Genomic DNA, 18,349 nt, shown 5'->3' with positions numbered 1-18,349 from the left:
ATATGGCGGGTTCAACTGCTGGCGCTTTCGTGCAAGGATGCCTGCCGAAACGCCCCCCTCCATGCCCCCAAGAAGAGGTCAAAGATGGTCAATCGCATGCAATTCTACATCGACGGCGCCTGGGTCGATCCCGCCGTCAAGAAGTCCACGCCCGTGGTCAATCCGGCGACGGAAGAGGCGATGTATGAGGTTGCGCTCGGCTCCAAGGCCGACGTCGACAAGGCCGTCGCCGCCGCCAAGCGCGCGTTCCAGACTTACTCCCAGACCAGCCGCGAGGAGCGCGTCGCGCTGCTCTCGAAAATCATCGAGATCTACAAGGGCCGCCTCAAGGAGATCGGCGCCGCCGTCTCTGACGAGATGGGCGCGCCGCTGCCGATGGCCGAGAAGCTCCAGGCCGGCGCCGGCCTCGGTCACCTCATGACCACGCTCGATGTGCTCAAGAACTACCACTTCGAGGAACCGGTCGGCACCGCCATGGTGCTGCGCGAGCCGGTCGGTGTGGTCGGCATGATCACGCCCTGGAACTGGCCGCTCAACCAGATCGCCTGCAAGGTCGCGCCTGCGCTCGCCGCCGGCTGCACCATGATCCTGAAGCCGTCCGAGTTCACGCCGACCTCGGCGCTGATCTTCGCCGAGATCCTCCATGAAGCCGGCGTGCCGAAGGGCGTGTTCAACCTCGTCAACGGTCTCGGCCCCGAGGTCGGCGCCGCCATGAGCGAGCACCCCGACATCGACATGATCTCATTCACCGGCTCGACCCGCGCCGGCATCGACGTTGCCAAGCGCGCGGCACCGACCGTGAAGCGCGTCAGCCAGGAGCTCGGCGGCAAGTCGCCGAACGTCATCCTCGAAGGCGCCGACCTCACGAAGGCGGTGACCGGCGGCGTGATGCACATGTTCAACAACTCCGGCCAGTCCTGCAACGCGCCCTCGCGGATGATCGTGCCGCTGTCGAAGATGAAGGAAGTCGCCGCGATCGCGAAGGCGGTCGCCGACAAGACCAAGGCCGGCGATCCGCGCGGCGAAGGCACCACCATCGGTCCCGTCGTCAACCGCGGCCAGTGGGACAAGATCCAGGCGCTGATCAAGAAGGGCATCGACGAGGGCGCAACGCTCGTCGCCGGCGGCCCGGGGCTGCCCGAAGGTGTCAACAAGGGCTTCTATGTCCGCCCGACCATCTTCGCCGACGTCACCAGCGACATGACGATCGCTCGCGAGGAGATCTTCGGACCGGTGCTGACCATCATCGGGGCCAAGGACGAAGCCGATGCCGTGCAGATCGCCAACGACACGCCCTATGGTCTCGCCGGCTACGTCTCGGCCGATACGGTGGAAAGCGCCAAGCGCGTTGCCCGCCAGATCCGCGCCGGCAACGTCAACCTCCAGGGCGTGCCGAACGACCGCACCGCGCCGTTCGGCGGCTACAAGCAGTCGGGCAACGGCCGCGAGTGGGGCAAGTACGGTCTCGAGGACTTCCTCGAGGTGAAGGCGGTCGCCGGCTTCAACGCGGCGTAAGCCTCATCGCCTGAACGAACACGACGCCGGAGCGGGAAACTGCTCCGGCGTTGCCGTTTGAGTGATGCTATCCGCCCAACAGCGAAGCGTCGTAGGGTGGGCAAAGGAGCGTAAGCGACGCGCCCACCAAGACCGCAGCAAATGAGACGAGGTGGGCACGCTTCGCTTTGCCCACCCTACGATTCTTGTAACCTCGGAAAGGCTATCCCCCGACCGCGCCCTGCGTGTTCACATACAGCGCATAGATCGACTGGCTCGCCGCCATGAACAGGCGGTTGCGCTTGACGCCGCCGAAGCAGAGGTTGGCGCAGCGCTCGGGTAGCGCGATGCGGCCGATCATGACGCCGTCGGGCGCGAACACCACGACGCCGTCGAGCGCGGGATCGCCCATGCCCCAGCCGCACCAGAGATTGCCGTCGATGTCGCAGCGCATGCCGTCCGGCGTGCCCGGGCCTGCATCGATGAAGACGCGCTTGTTGGAGATCGTGGTGCCGTCGGCAGAAACATCATAGGCGAGGATCTTGCGGTTCGGTTGCCCACGGGATTCGACGACATAGAGGATCTTCTCGTCCGGCGAGAAGCACAGCCCGTTCGGTCCGAGCACGCCTTCGGCGACGATGGTTGCCTTGCGGGTCGCCGGATCGAGCCGGTAGACGTTCGGCTCGATCTCGGACTCGGCCTTGTAGCCCTCGTAATTGCCGAGCTGGCCGAAGGTGGGATCGGTGAACCAGATCGAGCCGTCGGACTTCACCACGACGTCGTTCGGCGAGTTCAGCCGTTTGCCGTTGAACGAATCCATCAGCACCGTGATCTCGCCGTCATATTCGGTGCGCACCACGCGCCGGCCGCCATGTTCGCAGGTGATCAGCCGGCCCTGGCGGTCGCGCGTGTTGCCGTTGGCAAAATTGGAGGGTTTTCGGAAGGCGCTGACGGCGCCGGTTTCCTCCTCCCATTTGATGATGCGCTGGTTCGGAATGTCGCTGCACAACAGATAGCGTCCATCGCCGAACCACACCGGGCCCTCGGCCCAGCGCAGGCCGGTCGCAAGCCGCTCCACGGCCGACAGCTTCAGCCAGTATTTTTCGAAGCGGGGATCGAGTGCACTTATCGCCGGATCGGGGTAATACGTCGCCGGCCGCCAGCCTTGAGGCCTTGCGCCTTGAGGTATTTCTTGGGTTTGGGACGATGCATCGTTCATGTGCAGTTCTCGTTATTGCGTTCCCTCTGCCCAAGTCTGCTATCATTAGAGACCCGCGACCGCAAATTGGTCGCTACCGACGAGGGAAGAAATGCCGCGTATTTTGATGACTGGAGCTTCAGGCGGAATCGGCTCGAGCCTGCGCAAGTTGCTGCCGCCGATCTATCCGGGTCTCCTGCTCTCTGACATCAAGCCGCCCAAAGATCTCAGCCCGAACGAGAAGTTCAAGGCGGCCGACCTGTCCGATCTCGCACAATGCGAGGCGATCTGCGAGGGGGTCGACGGCATCCTGCATTTCGGCGGCTACTCGGTCGAAGGCTCCTGGGAGGATATCCTCCAGGCCAACATCATCGGCGGCTACAATCTGTTCGAGGCGGCGCGCAAGAAGGGCGTCAAGCGCGTGATCTTCGCCTCGTCGAACCATGCGGTCGGCTTCTATCCCCGCCACCACAAGATCGGCACCGACGTCACCCCGCGCCCGGACGGCCGCTACGGTGTCAGCAAGGTGTTCGGCGAAGCGGTCGGCGCGCTCTATGCCGACAAGCACGGGCTGAAAGTGACCTGCCTTCGCATCGGCAATTTCGGCGAGATGCCGCTCGATCATCGCCGGCTCGCGATCTGGCTGAAGCCGGAAGATCTCGTGCAGCTCTGCCGCATCGGGCTCGAACATCCCGACATCCATTTCGAGATCTTCTACGGCGCCTCCCTCAACGAGCGCGCCTGGTGGGACAACCACCGCGCCTACGAATTCGGCTATCGCCCGACCGGCCGTGCCGAGGATTTCTGGCAGCATGCGATGGACGAGCAGGCCAAGCTGAAGCCGGATCCGGTCGGCGACTACTACCAGGGCGGCGCCTTCTGCAGCATCGAGTTCGATGCCGACCCGAGCCGCATCATCGACTGGAGCAAGCGCTAGAAAACCCGCGCGCAAGTCGGAGCGTCAAACCTCCGGCTTGCAGCTCGTGGCGGACGATGGCTGCCGATTTGGCGCTGTCCGCCAACGGCCCGTCACGAGGCGAGCGTTGTGATTGCGGCTGAGTCCGAACCTCAGCTCGCACGCACGCACCGTAGAGTTCCGGATTTCCATTGTCGGAAATGGGTGTTCTATTGGCGGAACACCCGAGCGTTTCTTCTATGCATTGCGTCGCGCGGGAGTGCCCGCCTTTAAGTGCTATTTATCGTGGAAGCAATATGCGCAAGATAGTTGTGTCAGCGATCCCCGTGTTGGCGGTCGTCCTCGCTGCGGCACTCTGGCCAACGTCACGTCCGGATGTCGAGCAGTTCGGGGACAGTGTTTACGAAACGATCTGGTTCTGGCGCATCCCGGCGTACGCCCATGATCCGGTTTGGCGCGTGCGCTGGACCTGGAGCGATCCATTGCGCGCACAGGCAAGATGTTGCCGGTTCCTGCCGCAGCCCACGTCCGCCCCGGGTTTGAAGGTTCCTTCAGGGCGTAGCCAGACGATTGCGCGTTTGGCGGACCAGTAGAAACAGCGCACGCATCGGCTGGAAAAGCGGGTTGCTTTTTTGAAGCATGCGCTTTTATGTGCCTGAGCAGAAGTTCAAGCGCTTCGCAGGACGATCAGCCGATCGCGCCTTTTGATCCTTGGCATACGAGTCGCATCATCCTCTCAAGCGCCCGGGAACAATCTTGAGGTGGCCCGGTTGCATTGCGTGCCGCTGCTGAGCAACGTATTCGGTTCCAAGTATTGTCTTGGATTTTTCTCAAATTAGTTTTTTGGTTTAAAGCTTAACCAGAAACCTAGTCTTTGATTTACAGCCGCAATCGACAGTTTACCTTGTTCTTGAATCGGAAATTCAAGGACGCCAACAATGCGCGGCTTAGCGCTCAACCCGTGTCTCGTCTTAATCCTGGCACTGTGGGGATTCAGCGCATCGGCCGATGAGAACAAGCCCAACGGCAGTTCGGCGTCGCTTGCTCCCAGCGCCAGAATCGAATGTTCGCTCAAGCGCAAGCCTGGCGAGCCCTTCGATCCCCCCTCGACGTCCGCAATCCCCCAAACCGACGCATTCGTTGCGGGCGAGCATTTCAAGGAAGACATTGCGCCGACTGCACCTGTCAAGATTTCGTGGCTTGGCGCGACCTTCGTGCGCCGGTTCGCTGTCAAGGTCGAAACCGCGGACGATGCGTCCTTGCAAGCCTATCTCTTGAAGAATCCCTCGAATGCCGCAGAGATCATCGGCGAACTCGGTACTCGCGGTGAGAGCAAACTTGCCGATATTTGGTGCCTCCTGAAGCTGCAGGCCAATGGCGAAAGCGGGGCACTGCAGACCAACTCGACTCCGAACATCTTTTTTGTCCGTGACGGTGCGGGCGATCTTGCCGTGATTGACGCTTTGTGGGGCGGCGCGGGCTGGGAAATCGGGGCCAGTCCAGTCGGAAGCCAACAGGCATGGACGCGCGGCACCCGCATCTTCTCTCGCTGATCCGAGCTGGTAGTCTTCCCCTTAAGGGATCGCCGAATCCGGCGAGCGATGGCGGGCAAAGAGTGCGCGCCTCCGTCGCTGCGATGTCAGGCATCATCTCGACAGGCGCCAGCGGTTGGTCCCGTCGTGGCGAAATGCGCCGCGGCGCGCCTCGATCACGCCTCGCAGCCGCAAGCGGAGAAAGAGTTGAAGGGCCCTTTACTGCCACCCTCCAGAAGCCGCGCAGATCGTCAGTGATGTGCTCTGACAAGCGGGGCCCGCGTGATCGCATGACCCGTCGCTCATTATTTCATTTCGCAACGCGCTCTTCCTGTTTCTTGGTCACATGCCAGAGCACCACATGGTAATGCGGCACATCGACGCCGGGGTGACCCGGGTTGAAGTAGAAGCTGACGTGGTCAACTGGTCCCGAGGACCCCGCCGCCTCCAATGACTTGTGGTCGTCGATGTCCTGGATCGGGACCATGTACACGGTCGCGACCAGACGATCCCTTCGATCGAAGCACAAAAACGGCCCCAGCGGCAAAGTGTCGGGTTTGACAAAGATGATGCCGAGGCCAGGAAAGAACTTTGGGAAGTTTACGAGGTCACTGACCCGCTTGTATCCGTTCTTTTCGGCGATCTTGCGCTGGTTTGGAGGCGGGCGGACCGCTTGGTGCTTCTCTTCCTGTTTCCTATGCTCCTGCTTCTTATGATCCTGCTTCTTATGCGCTTTCCCGCCTCGGTGCTTGGCTGTCCTGGCTTTCTCGGCCTGATCGGCCGGTGGCGCCGTCGCCGGCGCTAGCGTCTGCGGAGTTGGTGATGAGAAGGGAGCGAACTGGGCAACCGGACCCCTCCCGTCGACGATCAACCCGAGCAGCACAACCAGGGCTACGGTCACAAGCGCATTGCGCATCGACACCTCCCAAGTTGCGTTCACCTGCCCGGATTGCGTTCTCGCCAGCGCAGGAATTCCCGGAACAATTCTTCGCGGTCCGGCGGATTGGCGGCTGGCTGGCTTTCGAGGAACCGGCCGAACGCCTTGCGAAGCGCGGCTTCTCCGCCTGTTTGTTGCTGGAGCCATCGCTCTGCCGGCCGAAATCGTCGCCAGCCAGGCAGCAGCGCGGCTAGGTTCACCTCGCGCCATTTGGGATGATGTGCATCGCCGAGAAATTCAGGAAAACGCGTGAACAGTGTCTGGACGAACAATTCCAGCAGACCAAACCGCTCGTTGCGAGCCGGCCAGTTGTAGGCGTAGAGAGCGGATTTGATCGCGATCGTGTCGACCGGTGCATCGACCCCGATGATATTTGGATAATCCTCGTGACGGAGCGTCGATGGCAAGTAGTCTTGCTGCATCAGCTCCTTGGAATAGGGAATGGGCAGGAAGTGAATACCATCGGCTTGCCCGGTGCGTGCCAGGAAGCTGACCGGTTTTCCTGAGACTAGCAGGGCAGCGGAGATGTCTCCCTTCTGCATCCCCTCCAGCGCGGCGTCCGGTCCCAGGTTGGATTCGCTGATCTTGACGCCCAGACGGTTCAACACCTCGCGGCCAAGCACAGCGCCGGCACTGCCGTCCTCGCCGAGATTGACTCTCTTCCCCGCAAGATCCGTGAGGCCTGCAATCTCCGGCCGCGCGAGGAGATGGAACTCTTCGATATAGAGCGGGGCAATGTAGGCAAGCTTGTCAGAGATGTCTCCGAACGTCTTTGCCTCCCGCAGCCGGTCGACCAGGACAACGGGTGCGATCGCCACGTCGGCACCTGCCAGGGTCAGTACGTCCAGGACGTTGCGGGTGCCGCCGTTTCCCACGATTGGCAGGACCCGCAGTGCGACTTCGCCATGAGGGCCCGTCTCCTGGCCACTGGCCAGCATGGAAGCAATGTCCTGTGCTATTGCGAATTCAGTGCATTGCGGCGTGCCGGCCACGAATCCCACCGTATATGGGTCCGCAGATCGTCCCGTTTCTTTCCTGGGGACGCTTTCTTTTCGCGGAGGGGCTTTCGCGGGTTCTCTCTGAGAAGCGGATGGTTGCGTTTGCGCGAGGGAGTCGTGGACCTGTCCGCCGAGCCAGGCCGCTGCAATCAATGCGATGAACAAACCGGCCCGCATCGCTCCGCAGACCCTCATTGTTCAAACCTGTTCGGTAGCCAGCCCTCCCTTGGGCGTGACATGCCCGACAAATCGTCACCCAGCCAAGTCCGAAGTGTGACTGGGTGAACGGATCTCGCTCAAGCCTTCCAACGCGCCCGGGCTAGCGACGTTCCGACTCGGATGTATACGGCTCGTCCGCGGTAGGAACTTGCCCAACTAGTGCCCGGCGTCATCATTAGCGATGCGAGCGAGATAGTCCGACTTGCTGAACTGCATGTGATCGACACAGAGCTGGGCCAGGGCCCAGCTATCTCGGCCCTTCAACAACTCGATCATCATCTCGTGCTGGCGCTTCGACAGCGCCAGCCCCTCGCGGTCGGCGAGATTTTTTGCGCGCATCGGCAGCGTCAGGTTCATGTAGTCCTGGAGCGAGCGCACCAGATAGGGATTGCCGCAGGCGCCAAACAGCGCGACGTGGAAGGCATCGTTGGTCTCGTGAATGCCGCGCAGGTCCTGCAACTCCGCTCTGGCGCAGTATTGCTGCTGCAATTCACTGAGCGTATCGATCAGGCTTTGCGGTGCGGGCAGGGGGATCATCAGCGCGGCCTGCCGCGTCAACATCTCCCGGACCTCGTAGATTTGCCGGACTTCCTCGGCCGAGTAGATCCGCACGGTGGCGCCGACATTCTTCTCGCGGCGGACGATGCCGCGCCGCTCCGCCTCCACCAGGGCCTGGCGCACGAAATGCCGCGACGTGCCGTAGCGCGCCATCAGCGCGTCCTCGGTCAGGCGCGCGCCCGGCGCGAGGCGGCCGAAAATGATGTCCTCCTCGAGCCGCGCGACGACATCGTCCGGGTCGTCGCGCCGAACCGTCACTGCATCAGCTGTGCGAATGTGCTGCATTCCCTCCAGCCTCCCGGCAGGGCGCTCCGGTCCAGCCGCTCCTGTGGAGCAGGGAACATGCAGATTGTCAATAATCCGGAGCGTTCGACACGGCTTCAGCTCGGAAATTGCCGCCGCTGGCGCCTCTCTTATTGACAATCGGGGGGTAGGCTGTACGACAATGCGAAGTGCGGAATGGAGTGGCATGATGACGAGTGGCTTGCGCAAAGGGCTGACGAGCTATGGCGATGCCGGCTTCTCGCTGTTCCTGCGCAAGGCCTTCATCAAGGCGATGGGCTATTCCGACGACGCGCTCGAGCGTCCCATCGTCGGCATCACCAATACTTATAGTGATTACAATCCCTGTCATGGCAACGTGCCGCAGATCATCGAGGCCGCGAAGCGTGGCGTGATGCTGTCGGGCGCGATGCCGTTCGTGTTTCCGACCATCTCGATCGCCGAGAGTTTTGCGCATCCGACCTCGATGTATCTGCGCAATCTGATGGCGATGGACACCGAGGAGATGATCCGCGCCCAGCCGATGGACGCGGTGATCGTCATCGGCGGTTGCGACAAGACGTTGCCTGCGCAGGTGATGGCGGCGATCAGCGCCGATCTTCCCACCGTCGTCATTCCGGTGGGGCCGATGGTGGTCGGCCATCACAAGGGCGAGGTGCTGGGTGCCTGCACCGACTGTCGCAGGCTGTGGGCCAAGTATCGCGCCGGCGACATCGACGATGCCGAGATCGAGGCGGTGAACGGCCGTCTCGCCCCGTCGGTCGGCACCTGCATGGTGATGGGCACGGCCTCGACCATGGCCTGCATGATCGAGGCGCTCGGCCTGTCGCTGCCGATGAGCGCGACGATCCCGGCGCCGCATGCCGAGCGCTTCCGGCTGGCAGAGGCCAGCGGCAAGATTGCCGCGGAGATGGCGAAGACGAAGGGGCCGAAGCCGAGTGAACTGCTGACGCCGGCCTCCTTCAAAAATGCGCAGGTCGTGCTTCAGGCGATCGGCGGCTCGACCAACGGCCTGATCCATCTGACCGCGATGGCGCATCGCTCGCCGCACCGGCTCGATCTCGATGCTTTCGACAAGCTCGGCCGCGAGGTGCCGGTGCTGGTCGACCTCAAGCCGTCCGGCGAGCATTATATGGAGCATTTCCATCACGCCGGCGGTGTGCCGAAGCTGCTGGCGCAGCTCGGCGATCTCATCGATCTAGACGCGAAGACGATTACGGGCCGGACTCTGCGCGATGTCGTGGCGAATGCGGAAGAGGTGCCCGGTCAGGACGCGATCCGCCCGCGCGACAATCCGATCAAGCCGGAAGGTGGCCTCGCCGTCCTGCACGGCAATCTCGCGCCGCGCGGCGCGGTCATCAAGCAATCCGCGGCGAGCCCGAAGCTCCTGCAGCATACGGGGCGGGCGGTGGTGTTTGAATCCGTCGAGGACATGACCCTGCGGGTCGACGATCCCGATCTCGACGTGAACGCCGACGACGTGCTGGTGCTGCGCAATGCCGGCCCGAAGGGTGCGCCCGGCATGCCCGAAGCCGGCTATCTGCCGATCCCGAAAAAGCTCGCGCGCGGCGGCACCAAGGACATGGTGCGCATTTCGGATGCGCGCATGAGCGGCACGGCGTTTGGCACCATCGTGCTGCACATCACGCCTGAATCCGCTGTGGGTGGGCCGCTAGCGCTGGTGAAAAACGGCGACATGATCCGGCTCGATGTTGCCAAGCGCAGCATCGAGCTGCTGGTCGACGCGACCGAGCTGGAACGGCGCCGCGCTGCCTTGAAAGCGCCTGCTGCGCCGGACGAGGCACGGCGCGGCTACGCCTGGCTGTTCAACGAGACCATCCTGCAGGCCGACGAGGGCTGCGACTTCGATTTTATGCAGAGGACTGGGCAAGTGACTGGGAAGGGGTGACCAAGCACCCACAAACGTAGCTCAGACCGCTAAAGCGGCGGGCGATAAAACAGGGGGAAACGATGATTGCACGATCCATGCGTGGGTTGGTGGCTTTGGCCGCCGTCCTGTTCGTCACTGGGGCCGGGGCGCAGGAGGTGAAGCATTATCGCTTCGCCTATGACCAGCCGCGCAACACCGGCTATTCCATCGCGGGTGACCTCTTCGCCGACAAGCTCAAGGAATTGAGCAAGGGAACGATGATCATCGATCAGTATCCCGGCGCGCAGCTCGGCCAGGAGCCGCAGGTTCTCCAACTCGTGAAGGCGGGCGACATCGAGTTCGCGATCATCTCTTCGGCCAACACCGCGACGATCTCTCCGCAGGCGGGCGTGATGTCGCTGCACTTCCTGTTCCGCGACGAGAACCACGTGATCAAGGGGCTCGCCGATCCCCGGGTGTTCGAAGCGCTCAAGACCATGATTGACGAGACCACGCAGGGCCTGCATGTGATCGCGACTGGATCGCAGGGCGTGCGCCACATGTACTCCAAGAAGGAGATCCACAATGTCGGCGACATCAAGGGGCTGAAAATCCGCGTGCAGGCGACCGCGACCGAGGACACCATGTTCCCGGCCTATGGCGCCCAGACCGTGCATATGCCGTTCGGCAGCGTCTACACCTCGCTGCAAACCGGTGTGGTCGACGTCGCCGAGAACAGCATCAATGTCTACCTCGTCAACAAGCACTACGAGGTCGCCCCGGTTCTGAACATCACGGAGCACGAGGCCAACAACGCGCTGGTGTTCGTCTCCGACAAGCTCTGGCAGAGCCTGTCTGCCGAGCAGAAGCAGTGGGTGCAGACGGCGGCCAACGAGATCAGCACCAAGGAGCCGCAAAAGGCATTCGAGCTTGAGCGGAGCGCGGCCGAGAAGCTGAAGAAGATGGGCGTCAAGATCGTCCAAGACGTCGACAAGAAGAGCTTTACGGCGGTCGCCGACCCCTATCTCGACAAGCTCGCCAAGGAGCTCGGCCCGCACGCCGAGAAGATCAAGAACCTGATCCGGTCGATTAACTAGGCCCAGCAAAGCCGTCATGCCCGGGCTTGTCCCGGGTATCCACGTTCTTCCTCCCGGCCGGCCCAAATGAGGATGGCCGGGACGAGCCCGGCCATGACGAGAGCCGGACTAGGAATTGCGGAGCGCTCGTAGAATGGCCATCGCCGACAAACTGGTCTTGAGACGGCAGCGTCACCTCAAATGGCGTGCGCTCGACTGGCTCGAGCTCGCGCTGATGCTTCTCTGCGGTACGTTGTGCTTCGGATTCTCGCTGTCGGTGACCGCCGACATCGTCACGCGCACGATCGGCCACCCCTGGCTGTGGCTGCAGGAGGTCACCTCGACGTTGTTCATCTACGCGATCTTCATCGGCACGGCGGCCGCGACAAGGCGCAACGACCACCTCTATCTCACCGCCATTTCCGAGGCGTTGCACGGCACGCCGCGGCTGATCGTGGAAGTCGTCATCCGCATCGTCGTTCTCGGCGTCGCCTTCTGCCTGATCTGGTACGGCTATCAGAACTATCTCCGCGGCTTCGGCAGTTTCCGCCTGCCGTCGGGCACGCCGATCGCCTCGCTCTATGCCATCATCCCGCTGTCGGGCGTCCTGATCGGCCTGTTCACCATCGAACAGCTCGTCAACGGCCTGCGCAACGGCTTTGATCATCCCGAACCACCGGACGAGGATGAAGCGCATTCCGCGGCCGCGACGGACGCACAGACGAGGGCGCGGCCGTGAGCGCACCAATCGTCCTGGCGTTGATGTCGTTCTGCTTCCTGTTCTTCGGCTATCTCGGCGTGCCCGTGCCGTTCTCGCTGATGGCTGGCGTGTTCATCGGCGCGATCCTCTCGGACGTCTCGCTCGCCGCGATCATCCAGAAGATCTTCGACGGCGTGGACTCCGAGGCGCTGCTGGCGATCCCGTTCTTCCTGCTGGTCGGCGAGCTCATGAGCTCGGCAAATGTGGTGGTGCGGATCGCGAACCTGTCGGTGTCGCTGGTCGGACACATCAGGGGCGGCCTGTCGCAGGTCGTTGTCGTCTTCAGCATGTTCTTCTCGGAGATGTCGGGTTCGACGACAGCCGACGTCGCCGTGATGAGCCGCGCGCTGGGCGGCCCGATGAAGCGCGAGGGCTATGAGCCTGCCTTCATTGCCGCGATCATTGCTTCGGCCTCGACGATCGCGGCGCTGGTGCCGCCGAGCATCACCGCCGTGGTCTATGGCGCCGTCGGAAACGTCTCGATTGCCGGCCTGTTCATGGCGGGCGTGGTGCCGGGCCTGATGATCGGCTTCGGCCTGATGATCTACTGCTATTTCTTCGGGCCTTCCGGCCTGCGCAAGCCGCGCGCGCCGTTGCGCCAGGTGGTTTTCGCCGCCGGCGATGCGGCGTTGCCGCTGATGATCCCGGTGATCCTGCTTGGCGGCATCCTGACCGGCTGGTTCACGCCCACGGAGGCCGGTGTCGTTGCGGTGGCCTGGATCATCCTGGTCGTGATCCCCGCGCTCAATCGCGGGCACTTCAGGAAGATCCCCTATGATTTCTGCCTTGCCGGCCTGATCTTCTCGCTGCCGCTGATCACGATCGGCGCCGCCAACGCCTTCGGCTGGATGCTCGCCTATCTGCGCGGCGCAAACTACATCGCGGAATGGATCACCTCCATCGCCGGGAATGATCCGCATCTGATCATGCTGTTGATGGTGCTGTTGTTCACCGTGGTCGGCGACTTCATCGAGCCGGTGCCGACCATCATCATCTTCATGCCGTTGGTCAACGCGCTGACGGAAGCCGGCGACATCAACGGCGTGCATATGGGCGTGGTGCTGATCGCAACGCTGGCGTTCGGCCTGATCACGCCGCCCTACGGGCTCGTGCTGTTGATGGCGTCGAAATTCGTCGGCATCAGTTTCGCCAAGGCGCTGCGCGCGGCGCTGCCGATCTATGTCGTGTTCTTCGCGACCATTGCGTTCGCGATCTACTTCCCCAGCGTGGTGCTGTGGCTGCCGCGGCACGTGCTGCCGGAATCGGTCGGCTGCTTCAAGTCGCCGGCAGGCACAGGCTACATCTGTCCGCAGTGAGTCCGGCGGCTACTTGCCCTTGCTCGTAAACTTCTTCACGGCGGCGCGAAATTCCTCGGTGTTCATCGCCATGATGATCTTGTGTTCCTCGGCGTCGAGCTGCTGCTTCACCGGCGTGGTGGCAGCCTGGTAGACCAGCGACTTGGTGCCGGCGATCGCTGCCGGCGGGTTCTGCGCCAGGCGTTCGGCAAGCTGCCGCGTCGCCGCCTTAAGCTCGGTCGCGGGAACCACTTTGGCGACAAGGCCCCATTCATGGGCCTGCTGCGCGGTAAAACTGTCCTCGGACAGGAAGATCTGCAGGGCGCGGCGCGATCCGACCGTGCCGACGATGCCGACCGTGCTGCCGCCATCGGGTGACACCCCGATCTTGGCATAGGCCGGCGTGAAGCGTGCATCCTCCGCGGCAATGCAGAGGTCGGTGACGAAGGCGAGACCCATCCCGGCGCCGGCAGCCGAGCCGTGGACGCTCGACAGCGACAGTTTTGGCATGCGTCGGATGGTCTCGATGAAGGTGTGGTAATGCTTCAGCAGTTCGCCGACGACCGGCGTCACCGTGTTGGCTTCGGCGGCGGCGCCGATTGTCTGCAGATCGCCGCCAGCGCAGAAGGCGCGGCCTTCGCCTTCGAGGACGACGACCCTGATCTCGTCCGCACCTTCGATGTACGCCGCGAGCTGCTCGAGCTTCTGCGCAATCGCAAGGTTGATCGAGTTGAACGCGGCGGGACGGTTGAGCGTGATGGTGGCGATCGGGCCATCGATCCGCAGCAGGGCGGTATCATCGGGACTGGAGACGGGAGCAGACATCGGAAATCCCCGGCAGGAGGTCGTTGGTGCAACTAAATCGCAGAAGGCGAGGGGTGACAATCCCGGTCATGGCGCTTGCATGCCAGGCTGGCGCTCTTGCGCAAGCCGGAACGATGGGGTCAAATGGGGCTGCCTTCGTTTAGGGACGGACACGAGCGCCGGCTCCTCCGGGCGAGGCCAGCAAGCCAAAATCAACGATTGAGGAGACGACATGGCTAACGCTCGTGTCTTGGGAAGAGAGCTGTTCCAATGACTGAAGGTCCGGTGATCATTGTCGGTGCGGGCCATGGCGGCTACCAGGCCGCGGCATCCCTGCGTCAGGCGGGTTTCTCCGACCGCGTTTGCCTGATCAACGACGAGGCCCATCTGCCCTATCAGCGGCCGCCTCTGTCCAAGGCCTATATCAAGGGCTCCGCCGGTCCGGAGAGCCTGATGTTCCGGCCGGAAAAATTCTACCACGACCAGAAGATCGAGCTGATCGCGGGCCGCGCAGTGTCGATCGATCGCGCGAAACGCACGGTCCTGCTCGCGTCGGGCGAAATGCTTGACTACGGCCACCTCGTGCTGGCCACGGGGGCGCGCAACCGGATGCTGGATCTGCCGAACGCGAATCTGCCCGACGTGAAATATCTGCGGATCCTCGACGAGAGCGAGGCGCTGCGAAAGATCATGCCGTCGAAGACGCGCGCCGTGATCATCGGCGCGGGCTTCATCGGCCTGGAATTCGCCTCCACTGCGCGGATCAAGGGGCTGGAGGTCGAAGTGATCGAGCTTGCCCCGCGTGTGATGGCGCGCGCGGTGACGGCGGAGGTCTCGGATTATTTTCAGGCGCGGCACCGTGAGGCCGGCATCCGTATTCATCTCGGTGTGCAGGCAACCAGCATCGAGGCGGAGGGTGGCAAGGTCACTGGTGTCAGCCTCAGCGACGGTCGCCACTTGCCGGCGGATCTCGTCGTGGTTGGTGTCGGCGTGCTGCCGAATATCGAGCTCGCGGCGGAGGCAGGGCTGCCGGTCGCCTCCGGCATCATCGTCGACGAACATCTGCTGACGTCCGATCCCAATATTTCCGCGATCGGCGATTGCGCGCTGTTCGCGAGCCCGCGCTTCGGCGGATCGCTGCGGCTCGAGTCGGTGCAGAACGCCACCGATCACGCCCGCTGCGTGGCAGCGCGGCTCACGGGCGACAGCAAACTCTACGATGGTCATCCCTGGTTCTGGAGCGACCAGGGCGACGACAAGCTGCAGATCGCGGGGCTCACGACCGGCTACGACCGCGTCGTGCTGCGTGGCGACCCCGCCGGGAAGGCGTTCTCGGCGTTCTGCTACAAGGGCGACAAGCTGCTCGGCATCGAGTCCATCAACCGCGCCGGCGATCACATGTTCGGCCGCCGCCTGCTCGGCATGGATCGCTCGCTCGCGCCTGAGAAGGCCGCGGATGAAAGCTTTGACCTGAAGAGCGCGCTGGCGTGATCAGCCGGCGTTGACGATGGCGGCAACTTCTGTCGCCGTCGGCATCGAGGGACCCGCGCCCATGCGCTGCACCGAGATCGAGGCGGCCGCGTTGGCGAAGGTGAGCGCTGTTGGCAAGGTGGCGCCATCGGCGAGTTGCGCTGCGAGCGCGCCGACGAAGCAGTCGCCGGCGCCGGTCGTATCGACCGCCTTCACCACGCGGCCCGGCACGGCGATCTCTTCGCGCCCCGCAAGCGCCAGCACGCCGCGCTTGCCGAGCGTCACGCAGATCGTCTGCTCCTCGCGCGCCCGAAGCCGGCGCGCGACGTCCATGATGCGCGCCGGCTCGTCGTCTTCCGACAAGTCGACGCCAGCGAGATAGCCGAGCTCGGTCTCGTTGAGCACGAGGATATCGACGAGTTCAAGCAGGTCGCGGCCGAATGTTTGCGCCGGTGCCGGATTCAGCAGCGTGGTCGCCTGAGTGGACCGTGCCCTTCGGAAGAACGCGGCAATCGTCGGTAAGGGGATCTCGAACTGGCTGACGGCGACGTCGCCCCGCAGCAGCGGCACGACGCTCACATCGTCCGCGCCGACCAGCGCGTTGGTGCCGGGAATGACGACGATCGTGTTGTCGGCCTCCGCCACCGTGATGATGGCCGTGCCGGTATGCGCTGCTGAGGTCTCACTGACATAGCCGAGATCGATGCCCTGATCGCCAAGGAAGGCCTTCAGCTCCGTCCCGAAGGAGTCCTTCCCGAGCCCGCCGATCAGCGTCGTCCGTGCGCCCAGCCGCGATGCCGCGACCGCCTGATTGGCGCCCTTGCCGCCGGGGAAATACAGCACCTGCCGGCCAGCGACGGTCTCGCCGACCCTGGGGTGGCGGTCGGCCGTCGCCACCACATCCATGTTGATGCTGCCGGCGACGAAGACGCGCCCCATGCGAGACTCCAGTGACGTCTAGACCCTGACCTCGAACTCGTGCCTGACCTTGGCGATGTCGACAAGGGTCGGCAAGCCGGCCTCGTTGCCGAGGCGCTGGATCTTGAAGGTCGAGGCCGCGCGAGCGAAGTCGAAATGCTCACGCCAGGTTTTGCCGGGATGGGCGAGGTAGGAATAGATATAGGCGCCGTGGAAGACGTCGCCGGCGCCATTGGTGTCGAGCACGCGCTCGCGCGGGATCGGCATCGCCGGCATGGTCTCGACCGTACCGGTCTCGTTGTACCAGAGCAGGCCCTTCTCGCCCATGGTGACGCCGCCGATCCGGCAGCCGCGGCTCTTCAGGTAGTCCAGCATCTGCTCCGGCGTCAGGTCCATCTGCTCGCACAACCGCTCGGCGACGATCGCGACGTCGATGAATTCCAGGAGCTCGTGCGTGTTGGTGCGCAGACCGCCGCCGTCGAGCGAGGTCAGGATGCCGGCCTCGCGGCAGACTTTCGCGTAGTGGATCGCGGCGTCGGGCTGGTGGCCGTCGATATGCAGCGCGCGGCAGTTGCCGAGATTGAGGATCGGGAAGGGGTGGATGTGTGAGTCGTCGCGGCAGCGGACGATGGCGCGCTTGCCGTCCTTGGGCATGATGAAGGAGAGCGAGGACGTATTCACCTTGCGGCCGTGCAGCGAGATCGCATACTTCGCGCACATGTCCTGGAACATGCGCCCCAGCCAGTCATTGGCGACGGTGGCGATCAGGTCCGGCACGATGCCGAGCTTGGCGCAGCAGAACGCCGCCGTGACCGCGTTGCCGCCGAAGGAGACGGCGTAGTCCGAGGCCACGTGCTTCTCGTCGCCGGTCGGCATGTGGTCCGTGATGAAGACGACGTCGATATAGGTCTGTCCGATAAAGAGGGCCTGCATTGCTTGTCCGTAGTGCGCTGGGTGGTCCCGGCCGGCGGCCTACTTTAGCACCGGTTCCGCTCAGGGGACGCCGAAATTATTCGCAAAGCCGCCGCCCGAAGCGCTTGAGGTGAGCTTTGGGCCGGAATACGACCATGACAGGGCCAACGCAATGCCGAAGCAAAGCCAGAGCGCCGGATTGATGTCCAGTTCCAGGCGCGTCGAATGGGAGGAAAAATGATCACCGGCCTCGATCACGTCGTCGCTCTGGTCAAGGACATCGGTGCGGCCAAGGCGGCCTATCAGACGCTGCTGGGACGGGCGCCGGCCTGGCAAAATTCCGGCGATAGCGCCGATCGGGTGCTGTTCACGCTTGCCAACATGACGATCGAGTTGATGGCGCCGAGCGGCTCCAACGTGACCGCCGATCGCATGCGCGCTTTGCTGGAAGACCGCGAAGGGGTGCTCGCAAGCCTGTGCTTTCGTGTCGCCGACATCGGCAAGATGCATCGGCGACTCGAGCGGGTGGCCTTGAGGCCGGATCCGGTCGCCGAGGTCGAAAGCAGCGACCCCGACACCGGTGCGGCCATGCACTGGAAACGCACGCGCGCCGCGACCGAGCTGACGCGCGGCGTGCGCATGTTTTTCCTCGAACTCGCCGAGGAGCGTCCGCTGTCCGCGGCTACCGGCGTCGCCCCGTTCGATGCGCTCGATCACGTCGTGGTCGCAACCGAGGACTCCGAACGTGCCGCCGCGCTCTACGGCGCGCGGCTCGGCCTCGATCTGGCACTCGACCGCTCGCACCATGACTGGGGCCAACTGATGTTCTTCCGCTGCGGTGACCTCGTCGTCGAGGTGGTGCGGCGGCCGGTCGCCGGCGGCGATTTGATGCACGACCGGCTATGGGGCCTGAGCTGGCGGGTGGCCGACATCGAGGCCACGCGCACCCGCCTGATCTCGGCCGGTCTCGATGTCAGCGAGGTGCGCAACGGCCGCAAGCCCGGCACGCGGGTGATGACGGTCAGGAACGGCACCTGCGGGATCCAGACCATCCTGCTGGAGCGCTCGCCGAAGCCGGCGGAGTGATGCCGGTCTCTCCATTCGTCATTG

Annotated in this window: 17 protein-coding genes; 9 read left to right on the top strand and 8 right to left on the bottom strand. The window is 63.5% G+C overall.

Going from position 1 to position 18,349, the window contains the following annotated elements; genetic code table 11:
• Positions 1–84 precede the first annotated feature (84 nt).
• Positions 85–1,515 (top strand): aldehyde dehydrogenase family protein, encoded by a 1,431-nt coding sequence (locus AXW67_RS30645; protein ID WP_063680897.1) that lies wholly within the window; start codon positions 85–87, stop codon positions 1,513–1,515.
• 202 nt (positions 1,516–1,717) lie between these two features.
• Here AXW67_RS30645 and AXW67_RS30640 read toward each other — a convergent pair whose 3' ends face one another.
• Complete coding sequence (locus tag AXW67_RS30640) at positions 1,718–2,713, bottom strand: SMP-30/gluconolactonase/LRE family protein (RefSeq protein ID WP_063680896.1); 996 nt, start codon at positions 2,711–2,713, stop codon at positions 1,718–1,720.
• 91 nt (positions 2,714–2,804) lie between these two features.
• On the opposite strand from AXW67_RS30640, the gene AXW67_RS30635 reads away from it, so the two are divergent.
• Both AXW67_RS30635 and AXW67_RS30630 read left to right on the top strand, forming a co-directional pair.
• Positions 2,805–3,629, top strand: a complete 825-nt coding sequence (locus tag AXW67_RS30635; RefSeq protein WP_063680895.1) for an NAD-dependent epimerase/dehydratase family protein — start codon at positions 2,805–2,807, stop codon at positions 3,627–3,629.
• A gap of 917 nt (positions 3,630–4,546) precedes the next feature.
• The gene (locus AXW67_RS30630) at positions 4,547–5,161 is read left to right on the top strand and encodes a hypothetical protein (protein ID WP_063680894.1); all 615 of its coding nucleotides are present in this window, start codon (positions 4,547–4,549) and stop codon (positions 5,159–5,161) included.
• Positions 5,162–5,450: 289 nt separating this feature from the next.
• On the opposite strand, the gene AXW67_RS30625 is transcribed toward AXW67_RS30630, so the two are convergent.
• The 3 genes from AXW67_RS30625 to AXW67_RS30615 all read right to left on the bottom strand — a co-directional run bounded on the left by AXW67_RS30625 (position 5,451) and on the right by AXW67_RS30615 (position 8,137).
• Entirely contained in the window at positions 5,451–6,056 is a 606-nt protein-coding gene (locus AXW67_RS30625) for a hypothetical protein (RefSeq protein WP_063680976.1), read from the bottom strand.
• Positions 6,057–6,076: 20 nt separating this feature from the next.
• Positions 6,077–7,069, bottom strand: a complete 993-nt coding sequence (locus AXW67_RS30620) for a TAXI family TRAP transporter solute-binding subunit (protein ID WP_245315775.1) — start codon at positions 7,067–7,069, stop codon at positions 6,077–6,079.
• A gap of 381 nt (positions 7,070–7,450) precedes the next feature.
• Positions 7,451–8,137, bottom strand: a complete 687-nt coding sequence (locus tag AXW67_RS30615; protein ID WP_063680892.1) for a GntR family transcriptional regulator — start codon at positions 8,135–8,137, stop codon at positions 7,451–7,453.
• Positions 8,138–8,324: 187 nt separating this feature from the next.
• Between AXW67_RS30615 and AXW67_RS30610 the strand changes: the two genes are divergently transcribed.
• From AXW67_RS30610 to AXW67_RS30595, 4 genes are all read left to right on the top strand, one after another.
• Positions 8,325–10,043: an IlvD/Edd family dehydratase gene (locus tag AXW67_RS30610; RefSeq protein WP_063680975.1), complete on the top strand. Its 1,719-nt coding sequence runs from the start codon at positions 8,325–8,327 to the stop codon at positions 10,041–10,043.
• 62 nt (positions 10,044–10,105) lie between these two features.
• A complete protein-coding gene (locus tag AXW67_RS30605) occupies positions 10,106–11,101 on the top strand; it encodes a TRAP transporter substrate-binding protein (RefSeq protein WP_027550249.1) in 996 nt (331 codons plus the stop codon).
• 133 nt (positions 11,102–11,234) lie between these two features.
• On the top strand, positions 11,235–11,819 hold the full coding sequence (locus tag AXW67_RS30600; protein WP_063680891.1) for a TRAP transporter small permease: 585 nt from the start codon (positions 11,235–11,237) through the stop codon (positions 11,817–11,819).
• Complete coding sequence (locus AXW67_RS30595) at positions 11,816–13,156, top strand: TRAP transporter large permease (RefSeq protein ID WP_063680890.1); 1,341 nt, start codon at positions 11,816–11,818, stop codon at positions 13,154–13,156. The genes AXW67_RS30600 and AXW67_RS30595 overlap by 4 nt, the downstream gene beginning before the upstream one ends.
• Before the next feature lie 9 nt (positions 13,157–13,165).
• Here the strand turns inward: AXW67_RS30595 and AXW67_RS30590 are convergent, their stop codons facing one another.
• Complete coding sequence (locus AXW67_RS30590) at positions 13,166–13,960, bottom strand: enoyl-CoA hydratase/isomerase family protein (protein ID WP_063680889.1); 795 nt, start codon at positions 13,958–13,960, stop codon at positions 13,166–13,168.
• A 249-nt stretch (positions 13,961–14,209) separates the two neighbouring features.
• On the opposite strand from AXW67_RS30590, the gene AXW67_RS30585 reads away from it, so the two are divergent.
• Positions 14,210–15,430, top strand: coding sequence for an NAD(P)/FAD-dependent oxidoreductase (locus tag AXW67_RS30585; RefSeq protein ID WP_063680888.1), 1,221 nt, complete (start codon positions 14,210–14,212; stop codon positions 15,428–15,430).
• On the opposite strand, the gene AXW67_RS30580 is transcribed toward AXW67_RS30585, so the two are convergent.
• The 3 genes from AXW67_RS30580 to AXW67_RS42900 are packed head-to-tail and all read right to left on the bottom strand — an operon-like array spanning position 15,431 to position 17,497.
• Positions 15,431–16,348, bottom strand: a complete 918-nt coding sequence (locus AXW67_RS30580; protein WP_063680887.1) for a ribokinase — start codon at positions 16,346–16,348, stop codon at positions 15,431–15,433.
• Between the two features lie 18 nt (positions 16,349–16,366).
• Entirely contained in the window at positions 16,367–17,260 is an 894-nt protein-coding gene (locus AXW67_RS30575; RefSeq protein WP_027550255.1) for a sugar kinase, read from the bottom strand.
• Positions 17,261–17,320: 60 nt separating this feature from the next.
• Entirely contained in the window at positions 17,321–17,497 is a 177-nt protein-coding gene (locus AXW67_RS42900) for a hypothetical protein (protein WP_161491310.1), read from the bottom strand.
• On the opposite strand from AXW67_RS42900, the gene AXW67_RS30570 reads away from it, so the two are divergent.
• A complete protein-coding gene (locus AXW67_RS30570; protein WP_063680886.1) occupies positions 17,477–18,325 on the top strand; it encodes a VOC family protein in 849 nt (282 codons plus the stop codon). The genes AXW67_RS42900 and AXW67_RS30570 overlap by 21 nt on opposite strands.
• The last annotated feature ends 24 nt before the right edge of the window (positions 18,326–18,349 follow it).

The sequence above is a fragment of the Bradyrhizobium neotropicale genome (genome assembly GCF_001641695.1).
Lineage (GTDB): Bacteria > Pseudomonadota > Alphaproteobacteria > Rhizobiales > Xanthobacteraceae > Bradyrhizobium > Bradyrhizobium neotropicale.
The sequence above is the reverse complement of the archived record's forward strand: the minus strand, read 5'-3'. Positions and strand labels throughout refer to the sequence as shown.